This window comes from Agarivorans litoreus (genome assembly GCF_019649015.1).
Classification (GTDB): Bacteria; Pseudomonadota; Gammaproteobacteria; order Enterobacterales; family Celerinatantimonadaceae; genus Agarivorans; species Agarivorans litoreus.
Genome location: NZ_BLPI01000001.1, coordinates 1,001,308 through 1,019,496, shown reverse-complemented (window position 1 = coordinate 1,019,496; position 18,189 = coordinate 1,001,308). Strand labels below are relative to the sequence as shown.

Here is an 18,189-nt window from a genome sequence, read left to right as displayed (position 1 = left end):
CCTTAATGTAAATAGCAGAAACTGGCTTTTAGTAATTCCACATTAAAAAAAAGTCTTTTCTATACACAACAACGTAAAATCTTAAATTTTTTGTTGTCGAATACGCTCTCAAAGCGGGAGAAGTGCTGCTTAATTAGTACTTCATATTGTAAAAAGCTATTTGCAACTAACCATAACTCACCGTTGGCGTTTAAGTGCTGCTTTGCCTGGGTAAGAAATGTCTCAGTGGTTTCGTACTGGGTATCGACACCAGCATGAAAAGGCGGATTGCTTACAATAAAATCGAAACACTGCTTCACCTCGCTTAAACCATCCGAAGCAATTACTGTTCCAGTGAGTTGGTTTTCTTTAAGGGTCGCTTCGCTACTGACAATGGCGTATGCACTTACATCGAGCAAACTAATGTCTACTTTGTGTAAAAGCGCTTGGCTTGCACCAATAATGCCCGCTCCGCACCCAAAGTCGAGCACGCTACCTTGCAAAGTGGGTAGGTGTTCCAATAACAACTGGCTGCCTTGGTCGAGTTTTCCATGATTAAATACCCCAGGAAGGGATTTTACTTTTAGGGATGCGTTAGGAAGTGCTACCTCAAAGCTGTTTTGCCAACGGCTAGCATCAAACTGTGGTGCAGCTTGATTGAGCACGCCAAAATAGAGCCCACAACGGCGTGCACTGTCGATTTTATTTACTTTAATACCAAATTCAGCCAGCAGCTTTTCGCAACTTTTTACGCCGCCGCGGTTTTCGCCTACTACAAATATCTCGGCGCCAACTTCAAGTTGCGGCAAAATGCAGGCAAATAAATAAGCGGCTTCTTGTTTGGCCTTAGGCATAAATAGCAGCAAAGCATTGCTGTTGCTTGCTACGGTTGGTGCTGCGTTAAATTGACTATGGAGCTTGCTGCTTGGGTGCTTTGCAAAATACTGGTGGTAGCCAAAGTGACTACAACACACCTGCAACGATGCCACCTGTTCCAGCAAGCTCAAGAGGTAGTTGTCGGCTAGTTGACCAGCCACCACTAAATGCTGTTGAGTGAATAAGTCATCATGACGAGCAAGGACCTGGCTGGTAGGGTGTGGAGAGGTATTCATAATCTGGCTTGGTTGGGGCGTTGGTTACCCGCAATAATAAAAAGTTTTCAAGGAAAAGGCTATCTCATGAGAACTTATGCGGATTTATTTTTAAGGTTACTTGACTTTTACCGCGTGCTAAGGAAACTAGCTAGCAAGAATTTTGATTGTTAAGGACAGCAGCTTGTTGCCATTTTCTTTAGAATTGAAGAAGTATAAACGGCCCGAATTAAAACGCGGGTGGTTAACGGCTGGGTGTAACTAAATCGAAAAAACGTTTTTGAACCCGGCCACTGTGACCGGGTTTTTTTATTTTTGAAGTAAGTGATGGAGCGGGCATGTTTAAAGGATCGATAGTAGCGTTGGTTACTCCCTTTATTAAAGGTGAAGTAGATTATGCAGCGATTCGCGAGTTGGTTGAGTGGCATATTGGCCAAGGTACTCACGGTATTGTGCCTGTAGGTACAACGGGTGAAAGTCCAACCTTAACTCACGATGAGCATATTGCTGTAGTTAAAGCGGTAGTAGAGCAGGCAAAAGGGCGCGTGCCTGTTATTGCTGGCGCTGGTTCAAACAACCCAATCGAAGCCATTGAATATACTAAGGCTGCTCAACAAGCTGGCGCCGATGCTACCTTGCATGTGGCGGGTTATTACAACCGTCCAAATCAAGAAGGCTTGTATCAGCACTTTAAAATGCTGCACGATGCCACCGACATTCCGATTGTTTTATACAATATTCCGCCACGCGCAGTGGTAGATTTAAGCCCTAGCACTATTGCTAAACTGGCGCAGTTACCACGCATTGTGGGCGTTAAAGATGCTACTGGTGATTTATCTCGTCCATTATTTGAACGCCAATTAATTGAGCAAGACTTTTGTTGGTTAAGCGGTGAAGATGCTACTGCAGTTTCTTACAACTTAAGTGGTGGTCAAGGCTGTATTTCGGTTACTGCCAATGTAGCGCCAAAACTGTGTGCTCAAATGCAGCAAGCTACCCTAGATGGTGATTACGCTAAAGCCAGTGAGATTCAAGATAAGTTGATTCCTTTGCATCAAGCAATGTTTGCCGAGCCTAGCCCTGCTGGTGCTAAGTATGCGATGTCTTTGTTGAATAAATGCCAAGCAGAATGCCGTTTACCGGTGACTGAATTGTCAGATTCAACCAAGACCCGTATCCGCAATGTGATGCAGAACTTAGAACTCATTTAGTAATAATATAATTATTGATAAGGCCAAGCTTGCTTGGCCTTTTTATTTACTTAGCGTTTATTCAACTATGGCTTTCCTTCGCTTAAGCTAAGCCCCTGATTTAACTCTGCTATACTGATAATCACGCAAACTTCAGGGACGTAGTAGTGGCAGAAATAGATCTGGTGAGTTTTTTTCATGGCATTGTCGAAGCTGATAGCGGATATTGGTTACTGCAGCCTGATAACGGCCAAGTGTCGGTGCGTTACCCATGGCTAGATGCCCGTTCTGAGCAGCTTAACCTAGAGGAGTGGCTGGGGCGAGTTGACCTACGTTGCCGTGCTGCTTTTCAACAAGCTTTACATACCAGCTTGCAAAGCCAGCAAGCCTTTTTTTGTCATTATTGCCACAGCGATGACGAATGGCTGCGAATTCACGGAATGCCGGTTGAAATTCAACAGCAGCAGTATTTGCTGGCGAGTGTATTGCCCTTAACCATGCCAGTGATAAACGACGAAGCTAAACTGCGTGATCCACAAAGCGGTTTACTCTCAGCGTCGTTGTTTCGAGAGCTGCTAATTCAAGCCATGCGCTTAAGCCAGCGTAATCACGAACCTTTTGCCATCCTTACTTTGCATTACGCCAGCAATGATAGCTCCCTAGTCTGCGCTATTGTTGCTAAAGTTTTGCAAGAACAGTTGCGCCGCTCCGACAGCATTGCCCAGTTTAAAGAGGGGGAGTTAATCGCTTTGTTGTATGGCACCAGCAGGGGAGCGGTAAATACAGTCGCCAGTAAACTGAGTCGTGAGTTGCAAAGGCAACTAGAAGGGGTGACCTTAGATAGCTTAAAAATGGGCTGGGCCTATTACCCGGAGCATGGTGACAACGTTGATACCTTGTTAGCCCACCGTTTAGATACAGTAGAGGCGCTAGGCTTTACGAAATAAAAGTTCAGGCATCTTGGGTAAGGCGAGTTACCTGAACTTGAGTTCTAGTTTTACTTTGCTTGCTGCACTACAGTAGCACTGCTTTTTAGCATTTCGAGATAGATATTTTCATAATCGTCGGGAGTGATGACTAATCCATTGGCATCACTAAACGGCTTTATCTGGCCTGTTTCTGCAATTGCTATAGTGTTTAGATACTTAGCCATAAAGTAATCTTGCTGTGTGTTTGTTAAGTCTGCGTCAATTAACGCAAGTTCAAGGCTTTCTAAATCTTGGATAGACAACTCAACGGCACTGCTTTCTAACAAGGGCTGCAGAGCTTTAGGTGTGGCGTAAATGCTTTGGTAGAAAGCACGATTAGTATGGGTAAGCGCCTTTATTTGGCTACGTTGTACAGCAAAGTCATCAGCAGAAAAGCTATCTGCATTATCGATACAGTGTTTGGCTTCACCTCGTTCGGCAGAACAAGCTTGGTTGATGTCCACACTGGTGATTGGGCTAAGTTCTGGGAGTGTTAAGTTTAAGCTCGAGTCGGTTTCGTCTATTGCTATTACGCTCTCGAACTGCCAAAAACTGTCATTGCTGGTGCCGGAGAACAAACCTAGCCAATGACTGACTTGGTGAAGACTAGGAACTATCGAAAATGTGTCTACATCCTGATATAGGGTTTGCCATTGATAGCTTTGATTATTGTGAATGGCTAAAATTGCGCTACCTTCATCTAGGTCAAGGTTGTTTGCACTTTGCCAGTACATTAGCATTAAATCTTGATTGCTTAGGCTAGCCGCAACAATTTCGTCATAGTTGTCACTGTCGTAGACAAAACTTGGCGCCAAAAAACCATAATAAGCTAAGTTGGTGTGTTGACCGTTATCGCTATCGTAAAACGCTGTAACTAGGGTGTCACGGCTGGCAGGTAATGGGGATAACACTGGAATATGTGAAGCGATATTGCGACCAGATACCGCATTGGCCGAATAACTGGTTTGGTAATAACTAATACCACTTTCTTGTAGCACCGATAATGCGGCGGTATCTGAGGTATCGCTAATTGAACGATAGTCTTTACCTGCGTAACAGCTACTGCCAGTTTGGGCTGAACGTACGTTTAGCACTTTGTGGCCTAATAGGGCTTTTTCTACACTCAGCATATACACATCGGGGTTGCCGCTTAAGTTGCTATCAACCTCTTCCAGAGAAACGTAACCGTCCTCTGGTACTAAGCCGCTATCAATGGTCACAATGCCGCTGCTAGGGACATCAATAGCTGGAATGGTTTGTTCTTTGATAATTGAGCCGTCAGCGTTGTGGAAGAGGATGTTGTAGCCAGCGTTGGCAACGGATGCTGTTATTACTCGGCTAGGATCGCTTTCTGAAGTGCCATAAATAATACAGCCCGATTTTACATCACTCTCTTTTAGGGTATGCAATTGAATTATTTGCCAATTGTACTTGGGAGCACCGGGCGTAGAAGGCGAGCTGTCACCTCCTCCGCAGCCACTTAACATAAGGGTGGCAACCAAACTGGGTAACAAAGCTTTATTCACTGAAAATTCCTCAAACTACGCGTCAAAATATTAATACTGCTACGTAATTAGCAATAACTAAGCCATTTCATCTGGATTTTAGGTTTTTGCGCTGTGCTTTATTTATACTTTAGTGGTTATTGCTGTTTTTTTGGGGAGCGAGTAATTTATCGCTAAGGCTGTTGGTTAGTTTTATTGGTAATTCAACTACAGTGCAGAATAGATTTTTCATGCGTAAATAAAGTGATTATTTTTAGCAGTTAAGTTGGTTGGGAGAATTAAAGTAATTAATAGGTAAATTACAGACAGCAATGGTTTATTAGCGTTTAGGCTCGAGCCAGTAATTGTGGGCCTCGGGTGCCTTTTTCTTCCATATATTGAAAGTACAAACGAATGTGGGTTGCCGATTGATCCACACTGCGTCCCATTGCTTCTCGAATTGCCTTACGGTTAGCTTGTTTGGCGTCGTCACTGTCACGTAGCTGAGTGGCGGTTAATCCGGGTTGAACATCGTTATTACCAAATACCGCAGTACCTGGATTGGTCATTTGGCGCTGCGCCGTATACTCGGTAATGGTTTGACGCGGTGCGGTGCCTTCGATTCGCTGGCGAGCTTGATAGGTAGATTCTAACGAGGCGGCTTGTAGATTGTAATTAACCTGCATAACTGAGCTCTAACCCAAGTACATAAATGACCATTGGACTTATATCGGCTGAATCAATACAAACTTTACTGCCATGAGAGCTGAATAGCTAAAAACCTAGCTACAGGCTAGGTAGTGGGCAATGTGTTGATTGGCCGGCGATTGTTGCAGTTCATCAACGCTGGCAAATTGCTGGGTTTTGCCTTGTTCAATAAACGCCACTCGTTGGGCAACTCTCAATGCGTCTTGCCATTGATGCGTTACCATCAATACCGCTAGCTGATATTGCTCAGCGAGTTGTTTAACTAGCTCTAAACACTCTAGACGTAACATCGGATCAAGTGCGCTAAAGGGTTCATCTAGCAGTAGAATAGGGCGGTGGCGAATTAAGCAGCGAGCTAGCGCGGCGCGTTGTTGTTGACCACCAGACACCTGATCTGGGCGTTTATCTAAGATAGAAGAAATGCCTAGGTTGTCGGCTATCTCGGTTACTTGCTGTAGATGGGCAGCACTGAGTTTGAGCTGCTGGCTTATACCCAAAGCGATGTTCTGCTTGAGGCTTAAATGATGAAATAAATTATGCTGCTGAAATAGTGAAGTTACCGGCCGTTGATTGATCGGCAGTGTTAACAAGTCTTCATTTTGCCAGCTTAAACTGCCCGAGCTAGCCTGAACAAACCCGGAGATAAGCTCCAGCAAGGTGCTTTTGCCGCTTCCGCTGGCACCTAATAAGGCCACCACTTCACCGGGCTTTACTTCTAGAGAGTAACTAAAGTGCTGGTGATGGCGTTGGCACTGTAGCTTAGATATGTTCAGCATTGTCTCGTCCGAGGCTAATATCGAGTAAGTAAAATATGACACCACATAGCAGTAGCATGATTAGCCCTGTGGCACTGGCTAAAGCGTATTGATAGCTACTGAGTTGTTGAAACAGAAGGAGTGGTAGGGTGGTGACATCAACACTGCCGATTAGCGCAATCACTCCCATATCACCCAAAGATAAAACCATGCACAAGCTAATCGCCACACTTAAGGGTTTGCGCATTAAAGGCCAATAAATAAAACGCACTTGGCTAAGCGCTGGCAGGTCTAAACTCTGATTAAGTTTGGCGTATTGCTTTACGCTGTCGTTGAGGGCCGGTTTTAGGCTACGCATATAAAACGGTAAGCTCATTAAGGCGTTAATTAACGCAACTAAGGGCACTGTATAGCGGCTAATGTCGGTGCGGCTAAGCAGTAGAAAAAACAACCCGGTGGTAATCACCATGGCTGGTGCTAATAGCATCACAGACGCAAGTAACTCTTGGCCTTTGTGTCTTTTCGCGCCTTTGTTTTGGTTTAAGTTGCTGCTGTATTGCCACAAAAGAGCGCTGCCCAATATTAACACCCAAACCACACTTTGTAGCGCAATGTTTAACGACCACAAGCTGCTTTCTATCCACTGCTGCCAAGGTAAGGCTTGCCAGCTAAGCGCTACCAGCGGGCTAAACATGCCTAAGACAACTGAGCTTATAAACAGATAGTAGCTGGTAATAATTAGCCGGTGCCAGGTAAGTGACAGGGTGGTGTGTTGATGAATGCTAGTTAAGCTTTGTTGGTGGCGAATACTATCTTGTTGTTCTCGCCCCAGTAGTAACCAGCCAAGGCTAGTTGCTATAAGCAGTTGCAATAAGGCGCATTGAAGTGCGAATAAGGGATCAAAATCGTAGCGAAGCGCCTGATAGATCGCCACCTCAAGAGTTGTACTTTGCGGCCCACCACCTAGTGCCAGCACAATCGTAAAGCTACCAAAACACAATAAAAACACTAAGCCAAACAAACCTGCCAAGCGAGAGCGCAACATTGGCCATTCGATTAAGCGCCAATAACTAAATTGGCTGAACCCAAGTTGCTTGCCTTGGCGCCAATAGCTGGCAGGAATGGCTTGGTATTGCAAATAACAATAGCGCGCTATAAGCGGCATGTTTAGAAAGGTATGTGCGATTAAAATGCCCGGTAGGCCGTATATCTTCCATGAAAAAGGGGCTAAATGTTGCCAAAAACCATTTAAGCCAAAGCTACCAACGCAGCCTAGTACCACCAAAATCACCGGGCATACAAAACATAAGTTTGCTAGGCGCAACTGCCAGTTAAGGCTTTTGGGTTGCAGATAAAACCAAGCGCGAGCGAGCAATATACCGCCAACACAGGCGAGCAATGCCGACAGCAAAGCTTGCCAAAGGCTAAAGCGCAGTACTCGCCATAAATAGGGATCGTTAAACGCGCTCCAGCTTAACTCCTTGGTTTGCTCTGCAAGGCCCCAAAAGGCAGCGCAAATTACCAAGGCAAGAAATGCACTGGCGGTATAACCCGCAATGGCCGCCAGTTTCTTCATCATTTATTATTGGCTAACCGTGTTACGCCATTCTTTAGTCCACGCTTTACGCTGTTGGCTAACAGTAGCTTGGTCAAGGCTTAAGGCTTTTGGTGTTACAAGTGTTGAGAAGGCTTCTGGCAGCTCAGCTTCTGGGTTTACTGGCAGCATCCAGTTGGTGGTGGCAATAACCTGTTGAGCAGGTGCGCTAACCAAGAAAGCCAAAAATTGCTGAGCCAACTCTAGCTGTTGGCTGGTTGCACTTATTGCAGCCACTTCCACTTGGCTCATGTGCCCCTCACTAAACTCTAGCGCTTGGTAGCGGTTTTCTTGCTCGGCTACCATGTGGTAAGCCGGGGAGGTGGTGTAACTTAGCACTAAATCGGCTTCGCCTTTTAAGAACATGCCGTAAGCTTCGCTCCAGCCTTTGGTTACGGTAACCGTTTTATCTTTTAACTTGCTCCAAGCTTGCTCGGTATCATCACCATATAATGCTTTTAGCCAAAGCATTAAACCTTGGCCTACAGTGCTAGTTCGCGGATCTTGGTAAAGAATGGTGCCATCAAACTCATTAATTAGCTCTTCCATTGAGCTAGGTTTATTCTTTAACAACTCGGTATTGTAAATAAACGCGAAGTAACCGTAGTCATAAGGCACAAAGTTGTTGTCTTGCCAGTCTATGGCTAACTTTGGAAGGGTTAATTGGTGAGCTTGCACTGCACCAATTGCTTCAGCTTCTGGGATAAGGTTAGTGTCTAAACCTAAAATAACATCAGCTTTATTGCGTTTTCCCTCTAGCTTTAAGCGGTTCAAAATGGCTACGCCATCGTCTAAACCTACCCAGTTAATGCTGCAGTTACATTCAGCTTCAAAGGCTTTGCTTAAGGCTGGGCCTGGCCCCCAGTCAGAGACAAAGCTTTGGTAGGTATAAACCGTTAGCTCGCTGTTTGCTTGGGCATTTAAGCCAAATACACTAAGAGTACAGCAGGCTAGCCATAGCAATTTTTTCATCTTACACTCCTTGATAATAGATTTAAGACCACCGCCGGACGTCACTTTGCCTAACTCTCCACTGCCAGAATCGATAGCCACTTATTTACAACAGCATTTGGGCAACATTCTAACAGTAGACCGTTTTGCGGGGGGACATCAGCATTCTTGGTTATTAACAACCGAACACCAACGCTTGGTATTGCGACTCAATCAACAACAGCCTTGTTATGGCTTGGATTATCAACGCGAAAGAGAAGTATTACAACAGCTTAAAGGTCAAGCGTGGATTATTGATTTGCACCCGCTAAGTTTTAAGGGGCGGTTTCTACTCTATCATTACCAATCTGGTGAAGTGCTTAGTGGCTTAAGCTGTTTTTCTGACGCGCTTTGGCAGCAGCTATTGTCGATAATCATTAGCTTGCCACGGTTAGGCGAGGGATTACCCAAGTTTGATATGGTCCTCTATATAAGCCGTTATGTGGCGGATATTTCCACCGCTCAAGCGAAGCGTTTTCGACAACTCGCTTTGGCATGGCTTAAGGAGCAGCTTTGGCCAAGCGGGCTAGCCTTTAATCATCATGATCTACATTTAGACAATCTGCTACTTAGCCCCAAGCAGCAATTGTTTGTATTGGATTGGGAATATGCTGCCAGCTCTATGCAAGGCTGGGATGCTGCTAGTGTTGCGGTACGTTGCCCAGTAAGCAGCCAGCAGCGCCAAGATTTAGTGCTAGCCTCTCAATTAAGCGAAGCTCAATTTACTTTGTTAGAAGCTGCTGTTGAGCTATTAGATCTGGCTTGGTACTGGCAATATCAACCCAGTTTAGCTGGGTTAAACCAGCGCACAGAGCGCTGGTTGTTCGCTAACGTTTAGGACTTCAACTTATTAACGTAATCTTGCAGGGATACAGAAATGTGTATGACTTAGCGAGCTTATAAAAGATGTTATTTAGTGAAAGGGCTTAGAATAACTGGCGCAAGGCGCGCCAGTTGGGCATGTTAGCTTACTCTTCTACCAGTACTTCGGCGCGCCAATTACCTTCGCCTTCTTCGCCTAAGGTTTCTGCTAAATAGGGTAGTACTTCTTGCATTTCTTTCATCAATGTCCATGGTGGATTAATGACGATCATGCCGCTGGCGGTCATGCCAAACTCTTCACTGTCGTGGCGAATACCTAATTCAAACAATTGAATATTGCTAATGCCGCTGTTGATGAGCTGCTTTTCTAGTTTGTCGATGCGGTGGCGGTCTACCACAGGATACCAAAGTGCATAAGTACCAGAGGCAAAGCGTTTGTGAGCTTCTTTTAAGGTTTTAACCACCGTTTGGTATTCGTCTTTAACTTCGTAAGATGGATCAATTAATACTAAGCCACGGCGCTCTTTGGGTGGCATCAATCCGATAAGGCTTTGATGACCATTTTCTTGGCGAATTTTGGCGCGGCGGTCACGCTGGAATAAACTGTTTAACGGCGCTTGTTCACTTGGGTGCAACTCGTGCAAAAATAAGCGATCTTCACGGCGTAGCATCATTTTGGCTATCCACGGTGAACCGGGGTAGTGCTGGCGAGTTTTTTCTGGATGAATTTGATTAACCAGCTTTAGGTAGTTTTTAACCAACTCGGGCAAGTCTTCAGCATCCCAGAGTTTACCTACGCCGTTTTCGTACTCACTCTTTTTCTTAGCTTCTGGGCTATTAAGGCTATACGCCCCAGCGCCTGCATGGGTGTCGATGTAACACAAGGGTTTATCTTTTTGAGTAAGGTAAGAAATGATGCGTTGCTGCACTAAGTGTTTAAGTACATCGGCAAAGTTGCCTGCATGATAAGAGTGACGATAGCTTAACAAAGTGTTGTCTCGACATTGAAGAAATATGAGGGCTCAGCCAAGGCTGGCAATATTGCGCTAGTCTAGGTAGAGACCAGCGCAGATGCAAGTTTATCGGTGGTTTTAGGGCTTAGAATATTTGCCGTTTTTGCTCTGGTGCGGTATTTAGCAGCTTGGCCAATATTGCTAAGCCTTGATCGAGTTGTTGGTTAGATTCAGCTTGGCCTAAAGATAAACGCACTGCGTTAGGGCTAGCTTGATTATCTACCACAAAATGCTCTGCAGAAGCGACCTCTACACCGTGTTGCTGTGCTGCAGCAACAAATTGGCTGCAGCGCCAGTTAGCGGGTAAGCGCAGCCAGCAATGTAAACCGCCTTCTTGGTAACTGTAATCCATGCCTGCTAAATGGTGGTGAAGTAGCTGGGCCCGTTGGCCAATTAAGCGTCGTTGCTCTATTAGGGCTTTGTCGGCAAAACCGGCTTGTATCCACTGGATCGCCACATCAACCAGCAAAGGACTAATATTCCAAACACTGCCCCTTATCGCGCTATTAAAGGCGGTTTGCAAGTGAGCCGGCGTGTGTAAGTAAGCAAACCTAAGCCCTTTAAAAGCGCCTTTAGAGAAACTGTTTAAGTAAATAACCTGTTGCGGTGCCATTTCAACCATGGCTGGTGGGCGTTGGTCGGGCAGTAAGCCACATACATCATCTTCAATAATAATCACCTGATGCGCACGACAAATATCGATGATTTGCTGACGTCGGACTTCGGACATTATTGCGGTAGTTGGGTTTTGCAGGGTTGGCGTAAGGTATAAAGCTTTGGGATGATATTTCTCGATATGGCTTAGCAGGCTATCTGGGCAAATGCCTTGTTCATCTAAGGCAACACCTTTTAGCTCTATCTTTAATTGTTTAGCGAGGGTGATTAAGCCGGGATAACACAGGGCCTCGCACAGTACCCGTTCACCGACCAATTCAAGGGCGATTAAACATAGATTTAAGCCATGCTGGGCACCATAACTAAAAAAAAGTTGTTCAGGTTTAAAGCAGCTGCTGCTCTGATTAAGCCAAGCACACACCGATTCACGCTGAGCCACTAAGTTTTGGCTGTGGTCATTGTCTAATAACTGATCGAGCTGCTCTCCTGCTTGAGCATAGTTTTGCAGCAAGGGCACCAACTGCTGCGCCCGCGCTTGGGTAAAGGCGGTGTTTTGCCAAAGCTCAATATGCTGATTATTGCCCTTTAAGCTCCCCCATTGTTGCTGATAATTGGTTGGGCTTTTTACATAACTGCCACTGCCGGTTTTCGACTCTATTAAACCTTGCAGTTCTGCTTGGGCGTAGCCGCGGCTAATTGTACCTACCGTAACAGCGAGGTGCTCTGCCAGTTGTCGCTGAGGCGGTAATTTTTCGCCAGGTTTAAGTTGCTGTTGCTCAATATGAAGGCGGATCTGTTCAACAATTTGAGTCGCTTTGTTATTGCTATTATCTAAGTCCTGCCAAATTGTCATCATGACAATAAACCTTTTGATCTCTTGTTAGCGCTATATTAGCGTGAGCAATGAGACTTAACTACGATTTTTTAATCATTTTGGTTGATTGTATCGATACAATTTTGATTTTGGGAGGACGGTATGGATATCGCGTTATTTTCATCTATGGTGTTATTTGCTTTTGTTATGGCTGGCACGCCTGGCCCTAATAATATGTTGTTAACCTTTTCTGGTGCTAATTTTGGCTATAAGCGCAGTGTGCCGCAAATGGCTGGGATCCCAACGGGCATTGCAACGATGATTTTACTGATGGGCTTGGGATTGAGTTGGGTGTTTCAGCAATATCCTAGTGTGCAATGGACCTTAAAGATATTGGGCAGTGCTTATTTGCTTTATTTGGCTTTGCGTATTTTGCGTCAAAGTCAGCTAGCTAAGCAGCAGATGGCAAAACCGCTGAGTTTTTTTGAATCACTGGGTTTTCAATACTTAAACCCTAAAGCGTGGATGATGACCTCTTCGGCAGTGGCCAGTTTTGCCTTACCGGGCGAAGCTTACTGGGAGTCTATTTGGGCTTTAGTTCTCACGTTTTTCTTGGTGAATCCGGTTACTGGTTCAATTTGGGTAAGCTTTGGAAAGTTTATTGCCCGTTGGTTAAGTGCTCCTATCGCTCGGCAGCGTTTTAATATCACCATGTCATTCTTAACGGCTAGCTGCGTAGTGCTGTTGTGGGTGTAAGTTTCTAGCAATACTGGGTATTCGATGTGCTTAGTATTGCGTTTTGTCCTTCGCTGTTTGGTCATATTACTGATTTTAACGAATTGTTATCTCCCAATAACCCAATAATATGAGCGCTTGCCTATGCTCAGCCGATCACTTAGTCAAGCCCACTTGTTCATTGTGCTGGGTATCCCGCCTATAAACTAGCCGAAGACTACTTTGGTCATATTTAGAGCCTTGTGCGCTTATTAATCATATTGTTGGTGTAAAGTCGCGCTAACAGGTATAGATAAACCAGATGTTAGCAAGTTGTTGATTTGTAGGTTTGGTTTCTAGACACTCTATCTTTTTATTTGTTAATAACATGGACGTGTTAATGCGAAGTCTGATTAGTATTGCTTTGCTTTTGTTATTGTTTGCTTGTGGTGGTGGGGGCTCAGAGTCTGGACCTGCAGAGCCTCAAGAGCCCAATGTAGAAGTAGAGCTAACTGAAACCGCCCGCAAGGGGCAAGCTGTAAGCCTAAGAGCGAAAGCAACTGGTTTAGGCACCATTAGCAAAGTTGAATGGCGCCAAGTATCGGGCCCTAGCATTAACTTTGTTCAAAGCGACAGTTTAGAATTGGAAATTGTTCCAGATAACAATACTAGCCTTAGCGCTGATACTTACACTTTTGAAGTTGCTATTACTAACGACCAGGATCAAGTAACTCGCCAGCGTTTGACTTTTGAGGTGAAAAACGCAATGAGCAGCTCGCAAGCAGCCCGCTTATTGCACCAAGCTACTTTAGGGCCTAAAGGCAGCGAAATTGACGAGGCAACAGGCATTAGCGAGCAAGAGTGGTTAGCCGAACAAATGCAGTTGCCAATAACCAAGCACTTACCTTTAGTGGCTAATTACCCAGACCGTGAAGAGCCAAACCAAATTAACCGAATTGATGCGTGGTGGAAGGCCTCTCTTAATGCTCCAGACCAGCTGCGACAGCGGGTGGCTTTTGCTTTAAGTGAGATTTTTGTTGTATCTGATAGTAATACTGCTTTGAGCGGCGAGCCAGAAGGCATGGCGCATTATCAAGATATTTTGCTGACCCATGCCTTTGGTAATTTTCGTGAGCTGTTGGAAGACGTAACCTTATCACCAGTAATGGGCACTTATTTAAGTCATTTAGGCAACGAAAAAGCTGACGAAGAACTTAATATTCGCCCAGATGAAAACTACGCCCGAGAAGTGATGCAGTTATTTACCATTGGTTTAGCTGAGCTGAATCAAGATGGTAGCGTTAAACGCGATGGTGAAGGCAATACCATTGCCACCTATGGGCAAGAGGAAATTGAAGGTTTTGCGAGAGTTTTCACCGGTTGGACCTTTGGTGCAAGCGCCCGTTGGAAGCGACCAAGCCGTAATTTCACTATCCCTATGGAAGCTTACCCTGATTATCACTCGCAAAAGGACAAAACACTGCTAAATGGTGTGGTGCTAGCAGGGGGGCAAACTGCTGAAGATGACATGCGTGATGCGCTAGATAATCTATTTGAGCACCCTAATGTTGCGCCATTTATCTCTAAGCAGCTTATTCAACGTTTAGTGACGTCAAACCCCACACCACAATATGTAGAGCGTGTAGCCAATGTATTTGATGACAATGGCAGTGGAGAGCGCGGTGATTTAGCGGCTGTAGTTAGCGCTATTTTGCTTGATGATGAAGCTAGGCAAAACTCAGGAGTCATTAGTTACTACGGAAAAATTCGCGAGCCTTTATTACGAACCGTTCAGTTCTGGCGTGAACTAGATGCCGCTAGCCCTGCTAATTGGTACTTCACTTGGTCACTAAACGACAGCCACGGACAAACCCCGCTGGGCTCACCGTCGGTATTTAATTTCTTTAGGCCAGATTATCAGCCTGCCGATTTGTTGGAGTTAGATATTGTTGCACCAGAGCTACAAATTGCTAATGACGCAGCGTTAATTGGTCAGTTTAATAGCCAATACAGCGGCTTTCTATGGAACATAAAAGAGCTGATTTCTGAGCCAAGTGATAAACGCATTATGCTGAGCCTGCAAGCTCACGTGGATATTCTTGAGCAACAGGGTTTAGAAGCGTTATTCGATTACTACGATACCTTGTTTTATAGCGGCAGCATGAGCAGTGACCAGCGCCAAACCTTGCGTGCTGTGCAGGATATTTGGTCGAGTTGGACCCCTTATCAGCAAGTTGCATTTTTGTTGTTTACCGTGTCGGTGTCTCCCGACTACATAGTTCAGCTTTAGGAGCCTGAGATGACTTATAAAAACAGGCGAGAGTTTTTATCGCTGTGCTTAAAAGGTGGGGTGTCGATGGCAGCGCTCACCAGTATGCAATTAAAAGCGATGACAAGTTTGGCGACACCCGCGGCCAGCGCCGATGGATTTAAAGCCTTAGTATGTATTTTTTTGAAAGGCGGCAACGACTCTTTCAATATGCTAATTCCTCAGCAAGGTGATCCTTTAGCGGCTTACTTAAACAGTCGCCAAAATCTGGCGGTGAGTGATGCGATTGCGATTGACCCGATTACCGCAGTTGATGGGGGAATTGGTTTAAACCCTGCGTTATCACCCATTGCACCTTTGTTTAATAATCAAAAGCTTGCGGTAGTTTCTGGCGTAGGGAGTTTAGTTGCGCCAATTACCTTGGAGCAGTACAAAGCCAAAAGTGCTGCTATACCTAACAACCTGTTTTCACATAACGACCAGCAAGCCACGTGGATGCAAGGTCGAGAAAAAGAAAGTATTAATTATGGTTGGGGTGGGCGCATTTTAGAGTTGCTCAATCAACATGATAGCTTTGGTTCAAACATCTCTTTATCGGGAAATAACCTGTGGCAAACTGGCCCAAATGCAATTCCTTTTGCCATGAATAAATCGGGTATTACCCGAGTGAATGCTTACAACAGTACTTCGCAACGTACTCAAGATTTTAGGCAACAACTCGAGCAAATGTTTAGTCGTGCCAGTCACCCCTTGGCAAAAAGCTACAGTGATAAATTAGACACCTCGATTAGCAATACCGAGCAGCTAAACGAAGCGCTTGGCAGCGCCGAAGAGTTCACCGATGTATTTGGTGATAGCAATTTGTCTAAGCAATTGCTTGCAGTTGCCAAAACCTTATCTGTGCAATCGCAATTTGGGGTAGGGCGACAAGTTTTTTTTGTCGGCATGGGCGGTTTTGATACTCACGATGATCAAAATGTTAATCACCCGGATTTATTGCAGCAGCTTTCTCAAGCCATGGCTGAGTTTGACAGCGCGATAACGAGCTTAGGTTTATCTAATCAAGTGACTACTTTCACCATGTCAGATTTTGGCAGAACCCTAAGCTCTAATGGTGACGGCACTGATCATGGCTGGGCGGGTAATCAACTGGTGATGGGCGGCGCGGTAAATGGTGGCGAGATTTATGGCTCGGTTATCGAGCAAGCCTTAGACAGCGCTTATGATGTGGGCGGTGGTCGAATGATTCCACAAGTGGCAAATGAGCAATATTTTGCCAGTTTAGCCCGCTGGTTTGGCTTAAGTGATAGTGAGGTATTGGAGCTCTTCCCAAGCCTTAGCAACTTTAATCAAACGCATCTGTCGATGTTTAGCTAAGGGCTTAAATTAGCAACAACAAAGGCCAGCGAGATGCTGGCCTTTTGAGTAGTAAACTAAGCCTATTTGGTTTCTGTTGCTTTCTCTTCTTGAGGTAATACCAAGTTAAGAATAATCGCTACAATGCCACACAGGCCAACACCTTTAAGGGTGAACTCGCCTACGCCAACGGCCATGCCGCCAATGCCAAACACTAGGGTTACAGACACAATCACCAAGTTGCGTGGAATAGAGAGATCAACTTGTTTGCTAATTAAGGTGTTTAAACCAATGGCAGCAATAGCACCAAATAACAAACACATAATGCCGCCCATTACCGGTACCGGAATCGACAACAACAAGGCACCGGTTTTACCCACAAAAGCTAGGCCAATGGCAAATACTGCAGCCCAAGTCATAATCACTGGGTTGTAGGTTTTAAGTAGGCTCACCGCGCCGGTTACTTCGCCGTAGCTTACAACCGGTGGTGCACCAAAGCTGGCGGCTGTCATAGTGGCTAAACCGTCACCCAATAATGAGCGGTGAATACCAGGCTTCTCTACGAAGTTTTTGCCAGTAACATTGGAGATTGCCAGTATGTCACCAAAGTGTTCAATGGTAACAATCAAACCAATCGGGGCAATAAATAGAATGGCCTGCCAGTTAAACTCTGGTGTTACAAACTCTGGGATCGCAAACCAAGCGGCTTGGCTTACAGAAGTAAAATCTACTAAGCCAAAGAATAAGCTGAGTACATAACCTACCACTACGCCGCTAATAATTGGCATCAGTTTTAACATGCCTTTGGCAAAAATAGATACCACAATGGTAGTGAACAAGGCGGCTAAAGAGATAAGCAATGCGATGTCTTGTTCAACCAATACCGCTGAGCCATCACCGGTTTTACCTAGCGCCATGTTTACCGCAACTGGTGCTAAGCCTAAGCCAATCACCATAATTACAGGGCCAACCACTACCGGTGGTAAAAAGCGCTCAATCACTTTAACGCCACGTACTTTTACCACGGCACTAATAATAATGAACATTAAGCCTGCAGCCATTAGGCCACTTAAGGTAGCAGGTAAGCCAAATTGTTGCGTGCCCAAAATAATTGGACCAATAAAGGCGAATGAACTTCCTAAGAAAATAGGAATTTGTCGCTTGGTGCAAAACTGAAAGATTAAGGTACCAATACCCGCACCCAACAGTGCAAGGTTGGGGCTTATTCCGGTTAATAGTGGTACTAAGGTGGTAGCGCCAAATGCAACAAGTAACATTTGTGCCCCAAGTAGTGGGGTGTTCATCCGTCATTCTCCCTGAACAAAAAAATTTGCTTAGTGTAAGCCTAAGGCTGCTATAAAAAAATGATCAAGGTAGTTACTCTTTAAAAAAGTCTTTGTTTTATTATAGTTGCGTGATCTTTTAGACTTATGTAGCGGGATAGTTCAAAGTAATACTCTACGCTAGGAGGTAATGTGGCAAAGCAACAGAAACAAAAGGTCTCAGATGAAACGGTGACAACGGCAGATGCGATAGCAAAAGCTAATCAGCGGCCGGGTCAAACCAAAGAGCAAACCAAATTAATATCGGCGGGTATTCAAAAAGGCATTGAGCAATACAAAAAGCAGCATAAAGCTAAAATGCGTGAAGCCGACAAAGCACGCAAAAAACAAGCTCGCCAGCAAAGCGATAAGCAAGTTGAAGCACAGAAAAGCCCACAATCTGCAGGCTCAAACAAGCCGCAGTATTTGCCTTGGCTACTGCTAGGTTTGTCGTGGATAGGTTTTGCAGCCTATGTTTATAGTTACTCGCCAAATTAGGAGCTAA

Annotated in this window: 16 protein-coding genes; 7 read left to right on the top strand and 9 right to left on the bottom strand. The window is 45.0% G+C overall.

Going from position 1 to position 18,189, the window contains the following annotated elements:
- Positions 1-59: 59 nt before the first annotated feature.
- A complete protein-coding gene (rsmC, locus tag K5L93_RS04715; protein ID WP_220718686.1) occupies positions 60-1,091 on the bottom strand; it encodes a 16S rRNA (guanine(1207)-N(2))-methyltransferase RsmC in 1,032 nt (343 codons plus the stop codon).
- A gap of 317 nt (positions 1,092-1,408) precedes the next feature.
- Here rsmC and dapA point away from each other — a divergent pair, with 317 nt between their 5' ends.
- Positions 1,409-2,281: a 4-hydroxy-tetrahydrodipicolinate synthase gene (dapA, locus tag K5L93_RS04710; protein ID WP_220718685.1), complete on the top strand. Its 873-nt coding sequence runs from the start codon at positions 1,409-1,411 to the stop codon at positions 2,279-2,281.
- Positions 2,282-2,427: 146 nt separating this feature from the next.
- A complete protein-coding gene (locus K5L93_RS04705) occupies positions 2,428-3,207 on the top strand; it encodes a GGDEF domain-containing protein (RefSeq protein ID WP_220718684.1) in 780 nt (259 codons plus the stop codon).
- A gap of 50 nt (positions 3,208-3,257) precedes the next feature.
- Here the strand turns inward: K5L93_RS04705 and K5L93_RS04700 are convergent, their stop codons facing one another.
- The 5 genes from K5L93_RS04700 to thiB form a co-directional block, all read right to left on the bottom strand.
- Complete coding sequence (locus K5L93_RS04700) at positions 3,258-4,754, bottom strand: hypothetical protein (protein ID WP_220718683.1); 1,497 nt, start codon at positions 4,752-4,754, stop codon at positions 3,258-3,260.
- A 305-nt stretch (positions 4,755-5,059) separates the two neighbouring features.
- Positions 5,060-5,398: a hypothetical protein gene (locus tag K5L93_RS04695; protein WP_220718682.1), complete on the bottom strand. Its 339-nt coding sequence runs from the start codon at positions 5,396-5,398 to the stop codon at positions 5,060-5,062.
- A gap of 96 nt (positions 5,399-5,494) precedes the next feature.
- Positions 5,495-6,196: a thiamine ABC transporter ATP-binding protein gene (gene thiQ, locus K5L93_RS04690; protein ID WP_220718681.1), complete on the bottom strand. Its 702-nt coding sequence runs from the start codon at positions 6,194-6,196 to the stop codon at positions 5,495-5,497.
- Positions 6,180-7,754, bottom strand: coding sequence for an ABC transporter permease subunit (locus tag K5L93_RS04685; RefSeq protein ID WP_220718680.1), 1,575 nt, complete (start codon positions 7,752-7,754; stop codon positions 6,180-6,182). The genes thiQ and K5L93_RS04685 overlap by 17 nt, the downstream gene beginning before the upstream one ends.
- 3 nt (positions 7,755-7,757) lie before the next feature.
- Positions 7,758-8,741 (bottom strand): thiamine ABC transporter substrate binding subunit, encoded by a 984-nt coding sequence (gene thiB, locus K5L93_RS04680; protein ID WP_220718679.1) that lies wholly within the window; start codon positions 8,739-8,741, stop codon positions 7,758-7,760.
- 46 nt (positions 8,742-8,787) lie between these two features.
- Here thiB and K5L93_RS04675 point away from each other — a divergent pair, with 46 nt between their 5' ends.
- Positions 8,788-9,597: a phosphotransferase gene (locus K5L93_RS04675; protein ID WP_220718678.1), complete on the top strand. Its 810-nt coding sequence runs from the start codon at positions 8,788-8,790 to the stop codon at positions 9,595-9,597.
- A 130-nt stretch (positions 9,598-9,727) separates the two neighbouring features.
- On the opposite strand, the gene K5L93_RS04670 is transcribed toward K5L93_RS04675, so the two are convergent.
- Positions 9,728-10,570: a 23S rRNA (adenine(2030)-N(6))-methyltransferase RlmJ gene (locus tag K5L93_RS04670; RefSeq protein ID WP_016403823.1), complete on the bottom strand. Its 843-nt coding sequence runs from the start codon at positions 10,568-10,570 to the stop codon at positions 9,728-9,730.
- Between the two features lie 109 nt (positions 10,571-10,679).
- Positions 10,680-12,065: an aminotransferase-like domain-containing protein gene (locus K5L93_RS04665; protein ID WP_220718677.1), complete on the bottom strand. Its 1,386-nt coding sequence runs from the start codon at positions 12,063-12,065 to the stop codon at positions 10,680-10,682.
- A gap of 120 nt (positions 12,066-12,185) precedes the next feature.
- On the opposite strand from K5L93_RS04665, the gene K5L93_RS04660 reads away from it, so the two are divergent.
- From K5L93_RS04660 to K5L93_RS04650, 3 genes are all read left to right on the top strand, one after another.
- Positions 12,186-12,779: a LysE family translocator gene (locus K5L93_RS04660; RefSeq protein WP_220718676.1), complete on the top strand. Its 594-nt coding sequence runs from the start codon at positions 12,186-12,188 to the stop codon at positions 12,777-12,779.
- A 358-nt stretch (positions 12,780-13,137) separates the two neighbouring features.
- The gene (locus K5L93_RS04655) at positions 13,138-15,027 is read left to right on the top strand and encodes a DUF1800 domain-containing protein (protein WP_246614986.1); all 1,890 of its coding nucleotides are present in this window, start codon (positions 13,138-13,140) and stop codon (positions 15,025-15,027) included.
- A 9-nt stretch (positions 15,028-15,036) separates the two neighbouring features.
- Positions 15,037-16,383, top strand: coding sequence for a DUF1501 domain-containing protein (locus K5L93_RS04650; RefSeq protein ID WP_220718674.1), 1,347 nt, complete (start codon positions 15,037-15,039; stop codon positions 16,381-16,383).
- A gap of 62 nt (positions 16,384-16,445) precedes the next feature.
- Here K5L93_RS04650 and K5L93_RS04645 read toward each other — a convergent pair whose 3' ends face one another.
- Positions 16,446-17,666: a uracil-xanthine permease family protein gene (locus tag K5L93_RS04645; protein WP_220718673.1), complete on the bottom strand. Its 1,221-nt coding sequence runs from the start codon at positions 17,664-17,666 to the stop codon at positions 16,446-16,448.
- Positions 17,667-17,837: 171 nt separating this feature from the next.
- Here K5L93_RS04645 and K5L93_RS04640 point away from each other — a divergent pair, with 171 nt between their 5' ends.
- On the top strand, positions 17,838-18,182 hold the full coding sequence (locus tag K5L93_RS04640; protein ID WP_220718672.1) for a DUF2956 domain-containing protein: 345 nt from the start codon (positions 17,838-17,840) through the stop codon (positions 18,180-18,182).
- The last annotated feature ends 7 nt before the right edge of the window (positions 18,183-18,189 follow it).

Excerpts from the sequence above, each read along its gene's own strand:
- thiB (WP_220718679.1), bottom strand. The coding sequence starts at position 8,741 with ATGAAAAAATTGCTATGGCTAGCCTGCTGTACTCTTAGTGTATTTGGC.
- K5L93_RS04685 (WP_220718680.1), bottom strand. The coding sequence starts at position 7,754 with ATGATGAAGAAACTGGCGGCCATTGCGGGTTATACCGCCAGTGCATTT.
- K5L93_RS04645 (WP_220718673.1), bottom strand. The coding sequence starts at position 17,666 with ATGAACACCCCACTACTTGGGGCACAAATGTTACTTGTTGCATTTGGC.
- K5L93_RS04655 (WP_246614986.1), top strand. The coding sequence starts at position 13,138 with ATGCGAAGTCTGATTAGTATTGCTTTGCTTTTGTTATTGTTTGCTTGT.
- rsmC (WP_220718686.1), bottom strand. The coding sequence starts at position 1,091 with ATGAATACCTCTCCACACCCTACCAGCCAGGTCCTTGCTCGTCATGAT.
- K5L93_RS04695 (WP_220718682.1), bottom strand. The coding sequence starts at position 5,398 with ATGCAGGTTAATTACAATCTACAAGCCGCCTCGTTAGAATCTACCTAT.
- thiQ (WP_220718681.1), bottom strand. The coding sequence starts at position 6,196 with ATGCTGAACATATCTAAGCTACAGTGCCAACGCCATCACCAGCACTTT.
- K5L93_RS04665 (WP_220718677.1), bottom strand. The coding sequence starts at position 12,065 with ATGATGACAATTTGGCAGGACTTAGATAATAGCAATAACAAAGCGACT.
- dapA (WP_220718685.1), top strand. The coding sequence starts at position 1,409 with ATGTTTAAAGGATCGATAGTAGCGTTGGTTACTCCCTTTATTAAAGGT.
- K5L93_RS04650 (WP_220718674.1), top strand. The coding sequence starts at position 15,037 with ATGACTTATAAAAACAGGCGAGAGTTTTTATCGCTGTGCTTAAAAGGT.
- K5L93_RS04660 (WP_220718676.1), top strand. The coding sequence starts at position 12,186 with ATGGATATCGCGTTATTTTCATCTATGGTGTTATTTGCTTTTGTTATG.